This is a genomic window from Streptomyces sp. NPDC033966, from assembly GCF_055575955.1.
In genome coordinates, this window is sequence record NZ_JBVIRQ010000005.1 from 177,705 (window position 1) to 191,823 (window position 14,119).

At 71.3% G+C, this 14,119-nt stretch carries 16 protein-coding genes and 1 tRNA gene; 8 read left to right on the forward strand and 9 right to left on the reverse strand.

The features are described 5' to 3' along the window. Positions 1–17 precede the first annotated feature (17 nt). The gene (gene bagB, locus ACZ518_RS15935) at positions 18–1,367 is read left to right on the forward strand and encodes an ATPase BagB (RefSeq protein ID WP_469113633.1); all 1,350 of its coding nucleotides are present in this window, start codon (positions 18–20) and stop codon (positions 1,365–1,367) included. A 38-nt stretch (positions 1,368–1,405) separates the two neighbouring features. On the opposite strand, the gene ACZ518_RS15940 is transcribed toward bagB, so the two are convergent. Then, on the reverse strand, positions 1,406–1,756 hold the full coding sequence (locus ACZ518_RS15940; RefSeq protein WP_030228569.1) for a WhiB family transcriptional regulator: 351 nt from the start codon (positions 1,754–1,756) through the stop codon (positions 1,406–1,408). Positions 1,757–2,153: 397 nt separating this feature from the next. Between ACZ518_RS15940 and ACZ518_RS15945 the strand changes: the two genes are divergently transcribed. Beyond that, positions 2,154–4,508 carry a transglycosylase domain-containing protein gene (locus ACZ518_RS15945; protein ID WP_469113634.1) on the forward strand — a complete coding sequence of 785 codons (2,355 nt, stop codon included), beginning with the start codon at positions 2,154–2,156 and terminating at the stop codon, positions 4,506–4,508. Between the two features lie 78 nt (positions 4,509–4,586). On the opposite strand, the gene ACZ518_RS15950 is transcribed toward ACZ518_RS15945, so the two are convergent. Next, positions 4,587–5,048 (reverse strand): GatB/YqeY domain-containing protein, encoded by a 462-nt coding sequence (locus ACZ518_RS15950; RefSeq protein WP_125603877.1) that lies wholly within the window; start codon positions 5,046–5,048, stop codon positions 4,587–4,589. 67 nt (positions 5,049–5,115) lie between these two features. Between ACZ518_RS15950 and ACZ518_RS15955 the strand changes: the two genes are divergently transcribed. The 3 genes from ACZ518_RS15955 (at position 5,116) to ACZ518_RS15965 (ending at position 6,876) form a co-directional block, all read left to right on the forward strand. Further along, complete coding sequence (locus tag ACZ518_RS15955) at positions 5,116–6,054, forward strand: metallophosphoesterase (protein WP_469113635.1); 939 nt, start codon at positions 5,116–5,118, stop codon at positions 6,052–6,054. A gap of 101 nt (positions 6,055–6,155) precedes the next feature. Beyond that, positions 6,156–6,229, forward strand: a tRNA-Pro gene (locus ACZ518_RS15960). A 203-nt stretch (positions 6,230–6,432) separates the two neighbouring features. After that, the gene (locus ACZ518_RS15965; protein WP_469113636.1) at positions 6,433–6,876 is read left to right on the forward strand and encodes a luciferase domain-containing protein; all 444 of its coding nucleotides are present in this window, start codon (positions 6,433–6,435) and stop codon (positions 6,874–6,876) included. A 79-nt stretch (positions 6,877–6,955) separates the two neighbouring features. On the opposite strand, the gene ACZ518_RS15970 is transcribed toward ACZ518_RS15965, so the two are convergent. Then, on the reverse strand, positions 6,956–7,186 hold the full coding sequence (locus tag ACZ518_RS15970; RefSeq protein ID WP_469113637.1) for a hypothetical protein: 231 nt from the start codon (positions 7,184–7,186) through the stop codon (positions 6,956–6,958). 7 nt (positions 7,187–7,193) lie between these two features. Further along, positions 7,194–7,550 (reverse strand): hypothetical protein, encoded by a 357-nt coding sequence (locus ACZ518_RS15975; protein ID WP_469113638.1) that lies wholly within the window; start codon positions 7,548–7,550, stop codon positions 7,194–7,196. 358 nt (positions 7,551–7,908) lie between these two features. Between ACZ518_RS15975 and ACZ518_RS15980 the strand changes: the two genes are divergently transcribed. Together ACZ518_RS15980 and ACZ518_RS15985 are read left to right on the forward strand one after the other, a co-directional pair. Further along, positions 7,909–8,433: a potassium channel family protein gene (locus tag ACZ518_RS15980; RefSeq protein ID WP_469113639.1), complete on the forward strand. Its 525-nt coding sequence runs from the start codon at positions 7,909–7,911 to the stop codon at positions 8,431–8,433. Beyond that, positions 8,430–9,743 (forward strand): chloride channel protein, encoded by a 1,314-nt coding sequence (locus ACZ518_RS15985; RefSeq protein ID WP_469113640.1) that lies wholly within the window; start codon positions 8,430–8,432, stop codon positions 9,741–9,743. The genes ACZ518_RS15980 and ACZ518_RS15985 overlap by 4 nt, the downstream gene beginning before the upstream one ends. Here ACZ518_RS15985 and ACZ518_RS15990 read toward each other — a convergent pair. Both ACZ518_RS15990 and ACZ518_RS15995 read right to left on the reverse strand, forming a co-directional pair. Next, complete coding sequence (locus tag ACZ518_RS15990) at positions 9,735–9,938, reverse strand: hypothetical protein (RefSeq protein WP_469113641.1); 204 nt, start codon at positions 9,936–9,938, stop codon at positions 9,735–9,737. The two genes, ACZ518_RS15985 and ACZ518_RS15990, sit on opposite strands and share 9 nt — an antisense overlap. Positions 9,939–10,099: 161 nt before the next feature. Next, a complete protein-coding gene (locus tag ACZ518_RS15995; protein ID WP_469113642.1) occupies positions 10,100–10,222 on the reverse strand; it encodes a hypothetical protein in 123 nt (40 codons plus the stop codon). A 122-nt stretch (positions 10,223–10,344) separates the two neighbouring features. Here ACZ518_RS15995 and ACZ518_RS16000 point away from each other — a divergent pair, with 122 nt between their 5' ends. After that, positions 10,345–10,995, forward strand: coding sequence for a TetR/AcrR family transcriptional regulator (locus ACZ518_RS16000; RefSeq protein WP_469113643.1), 651 nt, complete (start codon positions 10,345–10,347; stop codon positions 10,993–10,995). On the opposite strand, the gene ACZ518_RS16005 is transcribed toward ACZ518_RS16000, so the two are convergent. The 3 genes from ACZ518_RS16005 to codA form a co-directional block, all read right to left on the reverse strand. Next, positions 10,992–12,032, reverse strand: coding sequence for a hypothetical protein (locus ACZ518_RS16005; RefSeq protein WP_469113644.1), 1,041 nt, complete (start codon positions 12,030–12,032; stop codon positions 10,992–10,994). The genes ACZ518_RS16000 and ACZ518_RS16005 overlap by 4 nt on opposite strands. A 126-nt stretch (positions 12,033–12,158) precedes the next feature. After that, complete coding sequence (locus tag ACZ518_RS16010; protein ID WP_469113645.1) at positions 12,159–12,752, reverse strand: HD domain-containing protein; 594 nt, start codon at positions 12,750–12,752, stop codon at positions 12,159–12,161. A gap of 10 nt (positions 12,753–12,762) precedes the next feature. Beyond that, a complete protein-coding gene (gene codA / locus ACZ518_RS16015; RefSeq protein WP_469113646.1) occupies positions 12,763–14,064 on the reverse strand; it encodes a cytosine deaminase in 1,302 nt (433 codons plus the stop codon). Positions 14,065–14,119 lie beyond the last annotated feature (55 nt).

The window sequence follows — 14,119 nt, forward strand, 5'->3', positions numbered from 1 at the left end:
GCGGGGGCGGGGAGAGCATGGGGCTGGACACGCCGCAGCAGCTGGCGGTCGACGCGCTGTTGGACGATCAGGGGACCCGGATCATCGTGTGCTGCGGCGCGGGCGGGGTCGGCAAGACCACCACCGCGGCGGCACTGGGCGTACGGGCGGCCGAGCGCGGGCGGAAGGTGGTCGTGCTGACCATCGACCCGGCGCGCAGGCTGGCCCAGTCGATGGGGATCGACTCGCTGGACAACACCCCGCGCCGGGTGCCCGGCATAGAGGGCGGCAGCGGCAGCGGCGGCGGCACCGGGCCGGGTGGCGGCGAACTGCACGCCATGATGCTGGACATGAAGCGGACGTTCGACGAGATCGTCGAGTCGCACGCGGATGCCGAGCGGGCGCGGGCGATCCTGGCGAACCCCTTCTACCAGTCCCTGTCGGCCGGCTTCGCGGGCACGCAGGAGTACATGGCGATGGAGAAGCTGGGGCAGCTGCGGGCCCGGGACGACTGGGACCTGATCGTCGTGGACACGCCGCCGAGCCGGTCCGCGCTGGACTTCCTCGATGCGCCGAAGCGGCTGGGGTCGTTCCTGGACGGGAAGTTCATCCGGGTGCTGATGGCTCCGGCGAAGGTCGGCGGCCGGGCCGGGATGAAGTTCCTCAACGTCGGCATGTCGATGATGACCGGCACGCTGAGCAAGCTGATGGGTGCCTCGCTGCTGAAGGACGTGCAGACGTTCGTGGCGGCGATGGACACGATGTTCGGAGGCTTCCGGACGCGCGCGGACGCGACGTTCCGGCTGCTCCAGGCTCCCGGTACGGCCTTCCTCGTGGTCGCGGCTCCCGAGCCGGACGCGCTGCGCGAGGCGGCGTACTTCGTGGAGCGGCTGGCCGCGGAGAAGATGCCGCTGGCCGGTCTGGTGCTGAACCGGGTGCACGGAAGTGACGCGGGACAGCTGTCGGCGGAGCGGGCGCTGGCCGCCGCAGAGAATCTTGAAGAAGGCGGCATTGTCGATCAGGAGTCCGGGAAAGCTGGACTTCGTGACGCCGCCGACGACGGCTCCCCCGGTGTGGGCGGCGAGGACGGGACGACCGCTGACGCGGACGGCACGACCGACGCGCACGACGAGACCGACGCGAACGGCACGGCCGACGCGACCGACCTGAACGACGTGGACCAGATCACTGCAGGACTGCTGCGCCTGCATGCCGAGCGGATGCAGGTGATCGCGCGTGAGCAGCGCACACGCGATCGCTTCACCTCTCTTCACCCGGAGGTGGCGGTGGCCGAAGTGGCCGCCCTGCCCGGCGATGTGCACGACCTCGCCGGGCTGCGGGCCATCGGAGAGCGACTCTCGGCCGGGGTTCCGGCCGGAGGAGCGTAGGCGTACGTACGAGTGGTGCCGGCGCGGCGCCCGGGTGGTTACCCGGCTGCCGCGTAGGTCTCGTACGACACGTCGATCTCCGCGTCGACATCCACGGTGAGGATGCCCGTACTGCGCTCGTACTCCGTGCGGGCGGTTTCGAGCAGCCGTCGCCACGAGGTGACGGTGGGACGCCGGCGCAACAAGGCGCGTCGTTCCCGCTCGGTCATGCCGCCCCACACTCCGAACTCGACACGGTTGTCGAGTGCGTCGGCCAGGCACTCGGTCCGCACCGGACACCCGGTGCACACCGCCTTGGCCCTGTTCTGTGCCGCTCCTTGAACGAACAGTTCATCCGGATCGGTAGTGCGGCAGGCTGCCTGCGCACTCCAGTCGGTTACCCAGCCCATCCCGGTGCCGTCCTCTCCCGAATCGAGGCTCCCCCACGGCGGTAGCGGCATATTCACCGCTGCCAGTTGAGGACGTTACGGAAGGTGGCCACAGTGCAACACCCCCGACGGGCCCAATCTTGAATGGTCCGAACGGACTATGGGTAAGCGGCAGATCACCCGACGGAGTGATCCGGCGACATGCCCGGCCATTCCGGCGATTCGGGTGAAATCGGGGAGGCGCCGGTGAGCGGCCGTCAGAGCGAAGGGCCGGATTCGGACATGAGTCCACCCCATTCGGGAAGGGTGAAAATCAAGCCGGGGGGTTGATGTCGCACCGCACTGCTGTGACAGTTGGGGACAGCTTAGGCCAAGGCATTCGCGCGTGTCCGGCGAATGAGAACGTAGGCTGCCCTCTATGGGAAAGAAGCGCTCGGGCGCAGGGCTGACGGGGCCGCAGCAGGCCGCCAAGTTCCTCGGGGTGTCGGTTCTCTCCGGAGTCGTACTTGCCGGCATCGCGATCCCGGGCGCCGGCGCTCTGGGCCTCGCCGCCAAGGGCACGGTCGAGGGTTTCGATGAGATCCCGGCCAATCTGAAGACGCCTCCGCTGAGCCAGCGCACCACGATCCTGGATGCCGAGGGTGGCTTGATCGCCACTGTCTATTCACGGGACCGGCAGGTCGTGCCGCTCACGGCCATGTCGCCGTACATGCAGAAGGCGATCGTCGCCATCGAGGACTCGCGTTTCTACGAGCACGGCGCGGTCGACCTCAAGGGCATCCTCCGCGCGGTGAACCGCAACGCGCAGGAGGGCGGCGCGGCACAGGGCGCCTCCACGCTCACGCAGCAGTACGTGAAGAACGTCTTCGTCGAGGAAGCCGGCGACGACGAGACGAAGGTGCGCGAGGCCCAGGAGAAGAGCCTCGGCCGCAAGATCCGCGAGCTGAAGTACTCGATCCAGGTCGAGGAGGAGCTCGGGAAGAAGAAGATCCTCGAGAACTACCTCAACATCACCTACTTCGGGCAGGGTGCGTACGGCATCGAGTCCGCCTCCCAGCGCTACTTCAGCAAGCCCGCCAAGGACCTGACGCTGGAGGAGTCGGCACTGCTCGCCGGCCTCGTGCAGTCGCCGAGCCGGTACGACCCGGTCAACGACAGCCAGGAGGCGATGAAGCGCCGCAACGTCGTCCTCCAGCGCATGGCAGACGTCAAGGACATCTCGCAGGCCGAGGCGGACGAGGCGAAGGCGAAGCCGGTCACCCTGAAGGTGACCCGGCCCAAGAACGGCTGCATCACCGCGGTCAAGGGCGCGGGCTTCTTCTGCGACTTCGTGCGCGCCACCTTCCTCTCGGACCCGGTCTTCGGCAAGACCCGCGAGGAGCGGGCCAAGGTCTGGAACCAGGGCGGCCTGACCATCCGCACGACGCTGGACCCGCAGTCGCAGGAGGCCGCCAACGCCTCGATCAAGGACCACGTCAACGAGGACGACTCGATCGCCACGGCCGTGACCATGGTCCAGCCGGGCACCGGGAAGGTCCTGGCGATGGGCCAGTCGAAGCCGTACGGCTTCGGGAAGAACGAGACGCAGATCAACTACTCCGTCGACAAGCGGATGGGCGGCTCCAACTTCGGCTTCCAGGTGGGCTCCACGTTCAAGCCGTTCATCGCGGCCGCCGCCATAGAGCAGGGCATGGAGCCGACGAAGGTCTACTCGGCCCCGAACAAGATGGAGTACCCGAGCCCGGTGTCGCGCTGCTCGGGCCCGGCCTGGCAGAACCTGCCGCTCGGCAACGGCAAGCTGCAGACCGCCGAGAACGAGACGCGGGACGAGGTCGGCCCGTACGCGCTGAAGACGGCGATGGAGAAGTCCATCAACACCTACTTCGTGCAGATGATCTCGGACATCGGCATCTGCCCGGTGACCGAGATGACGCAGAAGCTCGGCGTGGTCCCGGCCAGCGGCGTCAAGCTCCCCGAGGAGCCGTCCATCGCGCTCGGCTCCGCCGAGATGTCCCCGCTGACGATGGCCAACGCGTACGCCGCCTTCGCCAACCGGGGCGTCTACTGCACCCCGATCGCCCTGGAGTCGATCACCGACGCGCACGGCAAGGCGCTCGCGGTGCCGAAGTCCAAGTGCGACCGGGCGATGTCCCAGGACACGGCCGACACCATCAACCACCTGCTGCGCGGGGTCGTCGACTCCGGTACGGGTGAGCGGGCCGGTCTGACCGACCGCGACAACGCGGGCAAGACCGGTACCACCGACAACCGCTACAACGCCTGGTTCGTGGGCTACACCCCGAACTTGTCCGGCGCGGTGTGGGTCGGCTCCGGCGGCTCGAAGAAGATCTCGATGGAGGACATCACCATCGGCGGGCAGTACTACCCGAAGGTCTTCGGCGGCGGCCTGCCCGGCCCGATCTGGAAGGACGCCGTCTCGGGCGCGCTCGCCGGCCGCGAGGCCCCGAACTTCGTCGGAGCCAGCATCCCGGAGCCCTCGGTCGGGGGCGGCGGCACCGGGAACGGGAACGGGAACGGGAACGGCGGCACGGGCGGCAACAACGGCGGCCGGGGCAACACGACCCCTCCGCCCACCACCCCACGCAAGCCGAGCAAGCCCGGCAAGCCCGGCGGCGACAACAAGCCCGGCGGCGGGGCCGCGGCCGGCGGGGGCGGCGCCAGCCCGGTCCCCGAGGTGCCGGTCAACCCGGTCCCCGAGGTCCCGGTGGTACCGGGCGCGGCGGGCGGTGGCAGCGGCGGCGCGACCCCGTAGCGACGGCAAGGACGAAGAAGGGGAGGGCCCCGGCCGGATCACCGGCCGGGGCCCTCCCCTTTCTCTGCGTTCCTGTCCTTACGAAAGCTGCTTCTTGACGGCCGCGGCGACCCGGCCGCCCTCCGCCAGACCCGCCACCTTCGGGTTCACGATCTTCATGACGGCGCCCATGGCCCGCGGCCCCTCGGCACCCGCCGCCTTGGCCTCCTCGACGGCCTGCGCCACGATCGCGGTCAGCTCGTCGTCGCTGAGCTGCTTGGGCAGGTAGGCGTCCAGGAACTCGCCCTCGGCGGTCTCCCGCGCGGCCTGCTCGTCGCGGCCGCCCTGGGCGAAGGCCTCCGCGGCCTCGCGGCGCTTCTTCGCCTCCTTGGCGATCACCTTGAGGACTTCCTCGTCGGAGAGCACGCGCGCTTCCTTGCCCGCGACCTCCTCCTTGGTGATGGCGGAGAGGGTCAGGCGCAGGGTGGACGAACCGAGTTCGTCGCGCGCCTTGATGGCGGTGGTGAGGTCTTCCTGGAGCTTGGCCTTGAGCGTGGTCATGCCCTGAGTCTGCCAGGTGCGGGGCCTGCGGCGCCCATCGGTTTTCCTCGTCTGCGACGATGGGGGCATGCACGCGCGTTACGGAGTCCCCCTGAAGGTGACCGCCTCGATCGCGGCGGTGGGGGCCGCCGGTGTGGCCTATGCCGCAGGTTTCGAAGCCCGCTCCTTCCGACTGCGCCGGATCACCGTTCCGGTACTGCCCGCCGGGATGCGCCCGCTGCGCGTACTGCAGGTCTCGGACATCCACATGGTCGGCGGCCAGCGCAAGAAGCGCGCCTGGCTGCAGTCCCTGGCGGGACTGCGGCCCGACTTCGTCGTGAACACCGGCGACAACCTCTCCGACACGGACGGCGTGCCCGAGCTGCTCGACGCGCTGGGTCCGCTGATGGACTTCCCCGGGGTGTACGTCTTCGGGTCCAACGACTACTACGGGCCGCGGCTGCGCAACCCCGGTCGCTACCTGATCGAGAAGGTGCAGGGCCGGCACGGGCTGAACGGCAACAAGCCGGTCGTCGGCGCCGTCCACAACCCGTGGGAGGACATGCGGGACGCCTTCGACGCGGCGGGCTGGCTGAACCTCACGAACACCCGGTCCCGGCTGAAGGTGAACGGGGTGGAGCTGGCCTTCACCGGGCTGGACGACCCCCACATCAAGCGGGACCGCTACGAGCACGTCGCGGGCGGCCCGGAGGCGGACGCGGACTTCTCGCTGGCCGTGGTGCACGCCCCCTACCTGCGGGTACTGGAATCCTTCACGGCCGACCGCTACCCGCTGATCCTCGCCGGGCACACCCACGGCGGACAGCTGTGCATCCCCTTCTACGGGGCGCTGGTCACCAACTGCGACCTCGACACGAAGCGGGTGAAGGGCCTGTCCACGTACGAGGCCCAGGGCCGCCGCTCCTACCTGCACGTCTCGGCCGGCTGCGGCACCAACCGCTTCACCCCGGTCCGCTTCGCCTGCCCCCCGGAGGCGACCCTCCTGACCCTGGCCCCGAAGGCCTGACCACCCGCGCCGGCCCCTCGTGAAAACCGGATTTCGTCTCAGGCCGAGGGTCCGCTAAAGTAATCGATGTCGCCAGGACAGCAAAGCTTCAGGGCGACGATCGGGGTGTAGCGCAGCTTGGCAGCGCGCTTCGTTCGGGACGAAGAGGTCGTGGGTTCAAATCCCGCCACCCCGACAGAGTAAGACCAGGTCAAGGGCCTGATCCGAGAAATCGGATCAGGCCCTTTCTGCGTTTCTGCGGGCGGGGCCGTGCGGGTCCTCGACCGGCTCGCCACCAAGGCAAAAGCGGAGGCGTGGACCCTGGATGCCGCAGCTTCGCAGCTCTTTCGAGCGCTCACGCCGCGGCCGGCTCTCCGTCGGCCGGAAAGGAACACCATCATGCTTTCCCTGCCCCCGCGCCCCGGCGCGGCCCCACGCGTCTTCGGTCCGGCCCCGCACGGCCAGGGCTCCCAGATCTCCCCGATCATGATGCAGGAGGAGCTGTGGGGGCGGATGCGTGCGCTGCCCTTCGTCTACATGGCCCCCACGCTCGTCTCGGTCTCGCACGCCCGCTCGCTCTTCCTGCCCGAGGGCATCGGCACGGGCCCGGCCGAAGCCTTCCAGGGGGGCCGGGAGTTCGCCCACATCCACCCCCACCACGACGGCTCGCTCCACGTCACCCTCCCGAAGGAGATCGAGGCCGAGGTCATCGACGCCGGCTGGGGCGTACACCACCCCGTCCAGGACGTGACGCTCGTCTACGGGCCCAGGAACTCGGCGGAGCTGGAGATCGTCTGGCGGATCGTCCAGGAGTCGTACTGGTACGCGATCGGCGCGAACTGACGCCGGCCGCCTCCTCCAGGCCGGGGGCCTGATCCGAGGAATCGGATCAGGCCCCTGCCGCGCGCTCACCGCCCCGCGGTCACCCCGAGGGCAGCCGGTCCCTCGCGGCCCATGCCCGATACGCCCAGCGCGCCAGGGCGCCGACGGCGAGGGACGCGAGGATGGCACCCCAGTCGATCACGTGCGGGAGCCCGGGAAGGAACGCGAAGACGGCGAGGGCCGCGACCGTCCCGACGGTGAAGGCGACGACCCCGGCGCGCCGGCGCCGGCTCTCCCGGGCGGGATCTCCGGGAGCTGGCCGGGTGGTCATGCGCGGCTCACTTCGTGATGTGGTGGCACTGGCTGACGCGGCGCACACCGTTGATGTTGAGATGGGCGCATGCCTTGCCGTAGCGCGGGAGCGTCTGCGGCGCGTTGTTCCGCATGGGGTGGATCTCGCATTCGGCACGGGTCTTGCCGCGCGAGGTCTTGTAGACCTTGCTGTTGATGTCGGCGTAGGTGAAGTCGATGCGCCAGTTGCAGAAGCCCGCGTCGAGGGCTCCGACGAAGCCGCAGTCGACGCCGGCGTTCTGGTAGGTGATCTTCTTGCCGTCGCCCCTGAGGACATGGGTGAACATGCAGCCGGTGGGGACCTTCATGGTGACGCCCCCGACGGCGTAGTCGAAGGTGGCCACCGGCGTGGAGCCGATGGCGCCGGCGTGCGCCTGCGCCGGGGTTGAGAACGCGAGAGCGGCGGCTGCGGCGATGGCGGTCGTGACGTGGACTGCGGGATGACGGGCCGTGTCTGGTGCCCTTCGGTGGGGGTGTCCTTGCAGAGAACGAACTCCTCCCGGCGGCTCCGGGGCTCGCCAGGGCGGGGACAACCACTGCGAAGAGTGACCAAAACGGCTGGTGGGCCGACTACTCCGTTCGGGAGGGAGAGGCCACGGCGCCGCCTGCGGGGCCGTGGGCACGGGTGGGTGTGCGTGGGGTGCGGGGTGGGGGTGGGGGTGTTGGAATGCGGGGAGGGACAGGCTGCGGTGAGGAGCGGTCATGGGTGGCGGCTCCGGGCGCGTGGTGGTGCTGGGGCATCTGCTGCGGGCCGTCGGGTCGGGGGTGCTGCTGACCTGCCTGTACTACGCCGCTCCGCTCGACTACGGCTTCGGGGCCGCGGCCGTCGCGGCGCTGGCCGGGGGGCTGCTGCTCTTCGGGTGCCTGATCGTCTGGCAGGTCAAGGCCATTGCCCGTTCGACCCATCCGAGGCTGCGGGCTCTGGAGGCCATGGGCACCGCCGTGCCGCTGTTCCTGGTGCTGTTCTCGGCGACGTACTTCCTGCTCTCGCGTGACCGGCCGGGGTCTTTCTCCGAGCCGCTGAGCCGGACCGACGCCCTGTACTTCGCGGTGACGGTGTTCGCGACCGTGGGCTTCGGCGACATCGCGCCCGCCGGCGGGACCGGGCGGGCGCTGGCGACCGTGCAGATGGTGGCCGATCTGATCGTGGTGGGTCTCGTCGCCAAAGTGCTCTTCGGAGCGGTGGAGACCGGGCTGTCCCGACGGCCCGAAAGGAGCGATCCATGACGGCGACGCAATCGGCCCGGCCGGCCGAACCGGTCGTGCTGCGGGGGCTGCTGAAGACGCCTCCGTACCGCAGGATCCTGCTGCTCTGCGCCCTGGTCGGGATCCCGGTGTCCCTGGTCTGTTTCTGGTTCCTCGCGGGGCTGCACGAGTTGCAGCGGCTGCTGTGGGAGAGCCTGCCGCACGCGCTGGGGTGGGACGTGGCGCCGTGGTGGTGGCCGCTTCCGCTGCTGCTGGCCGGCGGCATCGGCGTGGGTCTGGTGGTGGCCCGGATGCCCGGGGCCGGCGGGCACATCCCCGCCGCCGGGCTGGCCGTGGGCGGGGCGTCGCCCGGGGTGCTGCCGGGCGTGGTGCTCGCGGCGGCGGCGAGCCTGCCGTTCGGCGCGGTGCTGGGCCCGGAGGCGCCGCTGATCGCCCTGGGCAGCGGCTTCGCCCTGCTGCTGAGGGACCTCGCGCGCGGGCCCGCCACCCCGCAGGCCACGGCGCTGCTGGGGGTGGCGGGGGCGGCCGCGGCCATCGCCGCCATCTTCGGGAGCCCGCTGATCGCGGCCGTGCTGCTGATCGAGGTGGTGGGCGTGGGCGGGCCGCAGCTGGTCGCCGTCATGCTGCCCGCCCTGCTGTCCAGCGGGGTGGGGGCCCTGGTGTTCACCGGGTTCGGGCGCTGGACCGGCCTGCAGACCGGCGGGCTGACCGTCAAACTCCCCGGGCCCGTGCCCCGGCTGGACACGGCCGACGTGGGCTGGGCGCTGCTGCTCGCCGTGGTGCTGGCGGCCGTACTGCGCGAGGCGGTGGGGGTGGGCCAGGTGGTGGCTGCGTTCGTGGCGAAGGCACCGGTCTCCCGTACGGCGCTGTGCGCGCTCGGCGCTGGCGTCTGCGCGGCCGCGTACGCGCTGGGCACGGGCCGTTCCCCGGTGGACGTGGCCTCGTCCGGGCAGGCCACGATGGCCGCACTGGCCGGTGATCCGCGGGCCTGGGGCGTGGGTGCGCTGGTGGCCGTGCTGCTGTGCAAGACCGTGGGCTACGCGCTCTGCCTCGGCAGCATGCGCGGCGGCCCGATCTTCCCCGCCCTGTTCCTCGGGGCGGCGGCCGGGGTGCTGGCGGCGCCGCTGCCGGGGCTGGGGGTGGTGCCCGCGGTGGCGGCCGGGCTGGCGGCGGCGGGGGCGAGCGTGCTGCGGCTGCCGGTCAGCAGCGCGGTGATGGCGATCCTGCTGGTCGGCAGCCCGGGTATGACACCGGTGGTGATCCTGGCCGCCGTCGCGGCCCTGATCACCACCGAGCTGCTGCCCGGGCCCCGGCGGCAGTTGTCAGGCTGAGGGCCGGTCCCCGCCGGAGAACTCCGCCAGGGCGGGCGCCAGGACGGCCGGGTCCACGTCGTGGCTCTGGCCGTCCGGGGTGCGGTGGAGGTCCGTCGGCAGCAGGTCGGCGCGGGCGCGGGCGCCGGACCGGAGCCAGGGGTCGCTCGCGCGGTCGCTCGCGCGGTCGCTCGCGCCGCCGCCGATGGCCGGCACGGGGCAGCGTGCCGGCCATGACCCGGGCGTCGTACGGGAGGGTGTGGGCCAGTGCCGCGGAGTGGCACCGGAGGCCGCTCGCGCGCCCGTCCACGTAGTCGGCGGGGAACGGGGGCGGCTGTCGTCGACGACGAACGGGGGCTCGTACAGCGCCAGTTCCTTCATCGGACACCGTGGGCGGCGGCCTCCAGGGCCGGCTCGGCGCCCGTTGGCATGCCCATCACCCGGACAGGACCGTCGAGTTCGGCGATGCCGGCGGCCATGCCCTCGATCTCGCGCTCCACCGCACAGGGGTGGCCTTCTGCGCGGCCTGCCCCCGTGAAGCCATGTGGACGGCGTCCACATCTCCCTCGTAGGCTATACCTGGAAGTTCACGCCGTCCACATGCAGCAAGGAACCGAGTCCTATGTCTTCGGAAACCGAACCGCCACCGCCGCCCAAGCGCAGTACCTACCGCCACGGGAACCTGCGCAGCGCGCTGCTCGAAGCCGCCCTGGAGCTGGCGCGGGAGGGCGGACCGGAGGCCGTCTCGCTGCGCGAGGTCACCCGGCGCGCCGGTGTGTCGCCCAACGCCGCCTACCGGCACTTCGCCGACCGGGGGGCGCTGGTGCACGGGGTCTCGCAGGCCGCGATGGCCCGGGTGGCCCTGGCGATGGAGGCGGAGATCGGCGGGCTGCCTGCCGCCCAGGACCCCGCCGGAGCCGCCCGGGCCCGCTTCCGGGCGGTGGGGACGGGCTACATCCGCTTCGCCGTGACCGAGCCGGGCTGGTTCCGGACCGCCTTCCACGTCCCGGCCGACATGACGTACGCGGCCGACGCCACGGCCGCCGGGGCGGGCGGGCTCACACCCTTCGAGCTGCTCGGCGCCTCGCTGGACGGGCTCGTGGAGACCGGCGTCCTGCCCGAGGCCCGCCGCCCGGGCGCGGAATTCCTCGCCTGGTCGGCGGTGCACGGCCTGGCCTCCCTGATCATCGACGGCCCCCTGCGGGGCATCACCCCGGAGCAGGCCCACGACGCAGGCCAGGACGTGATCGCCATGATCGAGCGGGGGCTCTAGAGGGGTGGTTGCGGCGGGAGGCCTTCGAGGAGTTCGAGCCAGAGGCCCATCCCCGGCGCCTCCGGCTTGTACGGGCCTCCCCCGGGCCGGATCGCACGGTAGCGGCTCACCAGCAGCTCGGCGGCGGCCTCCGTCGCGGCGGGCAGCCGGAAGGAGATGGCCTCGTCCCACCGGTAGTCCGACCTGTCATCGTGGAGCAAGGCGAGGGGAAGGCCGCGGCAGGCCATCCAGCAGATGAGAGCGGGGGCGTACTTGAGAAGGTGGCCGTGCCCCTGCGGCCGGCGCCGACTGGGCATGGCCGCCAGAGCGCCCTCGGCCTTCTGCCAGGCTTCGACGGCACGCGTGACGCCGAGCGGCGTCATGTCCCCGTGGATGAGCTGTCCGTAGAGCGGGGAGCCGATCCCGCCCCAGAACACCTCCCGCCCCTCTGCCGTGGCCACCAGGTTCACGACCTCGGGCAAGGGGCCGTCCGAGAGGCAGGCGAGGGCCTGGGTCACGTCGGTCATCGTGAAGTGCTCGCCCCGGGGGCCGGTGGTGACGCCCCGGCGCGGGTCGAAACTTCCCTTCTCCCAGTCCGCACTCATCAGGCGGAGGAGGTGGGGGCAGCGGATGAGACCATCCTGCGCCGTCGACGCGTTCTGATAGCGGTCGGCCTCGTCGTACAAGACCCGGGCCCGTCGACGCTCCTTCCCGCAGAGGATCTCGACGCGCAGGATTGCCTGCTCAAGGCCGGCGTTCGGAACACGCCCGTCAGCCTCCGCGATGATCATCAGCCGCTGCATGCCGTCGATGACTTCCGGCCCGATGATCTGGATGTGCGCAGGGAAACCGCCCGGCTCGGGAACCAGCTCCACGGCGTCGGCCCCCAGCACGATCTGACCGACGACCCCGAAATCCGCCGGGCGGTGCTCCAGAAGCCACATCAGGCGGAGGTTCTCGTCGGTGTCCCCCAGGTACCTGCGCTTGGCCCGCAACCGCTGCGCGCTGTCCGTACCGGCCGCGAGCGGCACCAGGTCGACCGCCCTGACGTCCACCACCCAGCCACGGCTGAGCTGGGCAAAGTTCAGGGGTCGGAAACCCAGCGCCGCATCGGCCAACGGGTACTCCGAAGAAGAGAAGCAGGTGGCGTTCACTCCCCCCTCAACGCAGACGTGGCGTGCGCGTCACGCGTCCAGGGGGTTCGCGGCGATGCGCTTCGCCGCGCCGCCCGCGACGTAGGCCGCCGCCGCGCAGGCGGGCTTGCGGGTCGCCTGGTCCTCGACCAGGGCGAGGAAGGACGGGCCGAAGCCGAGGCGGGGGTGGTGCTCCAGCAGGCCGGCCAGGAAGGCGGGGTCGAAGTCGGGTACGCGCAGGCCGGACACGTCGGCGCTGGTGCCCACCTGGAGGAGGTGGCTCTCGACGTCCTCGGCGGCGGTGACGTCGTCCCGCATGTGCAGCACGATGATCTCCTCCGCGCGGGCCCGGCGGGCCGGGGGCCAGCCCAGGCCGGCCGTGAAGAGCCGGGCCACGTGGCCGCCGGCCTCCTCGAAGGGCAGGGTGTGGCTGTCGAACGGCGCGGTCAGGCCCAGGTCGTGGAGGAGGGCGCTGACGTAGAAGAGCTCCGCGTCGTACGAGAGCCCGTGCACGCGCGCGTACTCGGCGCCGAAGGCGTAGGAGCGGACGGAGTGGTTGAGGAGGGCGGCGTCGGCGTACTCCGAGGCGATCTCGAAGGCCGAACGGGCCGTGTCCGAATCGAGGTTGTGAAGGGTCCACGTCATGCACCGCACCTTAGAGGGGTGCGGTGAAGTCCACTTCCGAGGGGCCCGCCTCCCCCGGCCACCACAGCCGGGCCGGTGCGGGAGGGGTTTCGGCGAGGACGGTGCCGCGCGAGACGACGTACCGCGGCCGGACCTGGCGGCGGATCGCCTCCTCGGGGCTCGGCGCCGGGAGGAGGACGAAGGAGGCGGGGGCGCCCGCCGTGATCCCGTACTCGGAGGAGGACAGGCCGAGGACGCGCGCCGCGCGCTCCGTCACCATGGAGAACGCGAGCGGGATGTCGTCCGCGCCGGTGAGCTGGGCGGCGTACAGGCCGACGAGGGCGGTCTGGAGCGGATTGGCGGTGCCGAGCGCGTTCCAGGGGTCCATCACGTCGTCGTGGCCGAAGGCCACGTTGACCCCGGCGGCCAGCATCTCCTTCACCTGGGTGAGGCCGCGCCGCTTGGGGTAGGCGTCGAAGCGGCCCTGGAGGTTGAGGTTCGCGAAGGGGTTGGCGACCAGGCTGATGCCGGAACGGGCGAGCAACCGCTGGAGTTTGAAGCTGTAGGCGCCGTTGTAGGAGCCCATGGCGGTGGTGTGGGAGGCGGTGGCGCGCTCGCGCAGGCCCGAGCGCAGGGCGAGCGTGGCCAGCACCTCCACGAAGCGGGACTGTTCGTCATCGATCTCGTCGCAGTGGGCGTCGACCCGGAGCCCGTGTTCCTCGGCCACCGCGAACGCGGTCCGCAGCGAAGCGACGCCGTCCTCACGGGTGTCCTCGAAGTGCGGGATCGCGCCGACGACGTCCGCCCCGCGTGCGACGGCCTCGCGCAGCAGCGCCTCGCCGTCGGGGAAGGAGACGATGCCCTCCTGCGGGAAGGCGACGATCTGCAGGGTCATGATGTCCCGCACCCGGTCGCGGACCTCCAGCAGCGCATCCAACGCGGTGAGGGACGGGTCGGTGACGTCGCAGTGCGTACGGACGTGCAGCACGCCGTTGGCCGCCTGCCAGCGCAGCACCTCGGTGGCCCGCGCGATCACGTCCTCGCGGGTCAGGGTCCGCTTGCGCTCGCTCCAGCAGGCGATGCCCTCCCAGAGGGTGCCGGAGGCGTTCGGGCGGGGCTGGCCCGCGGTGAGGGCGGTGTCCAGGTGGATGTGCGGCTCGGCGAAGGGGGCGGTGAGCAGCCCGCCGTGGGCCTCGATGAGCACGCCGGTCGCGGGCGGCTCCTTCTGGTCGTCGTACGGGATCACCCGCGCGATCCGGCCGTCCTCGGCGACCTCCACGTCGGCCAGGCCGTCTTCGTGCAGCAGCCGGGCGCCCCGGACGATCATCCGCATGCGGTCCAGCGTACGTACGCCATCCGATGTTTCACGTGAAACACACGCGGCCCGA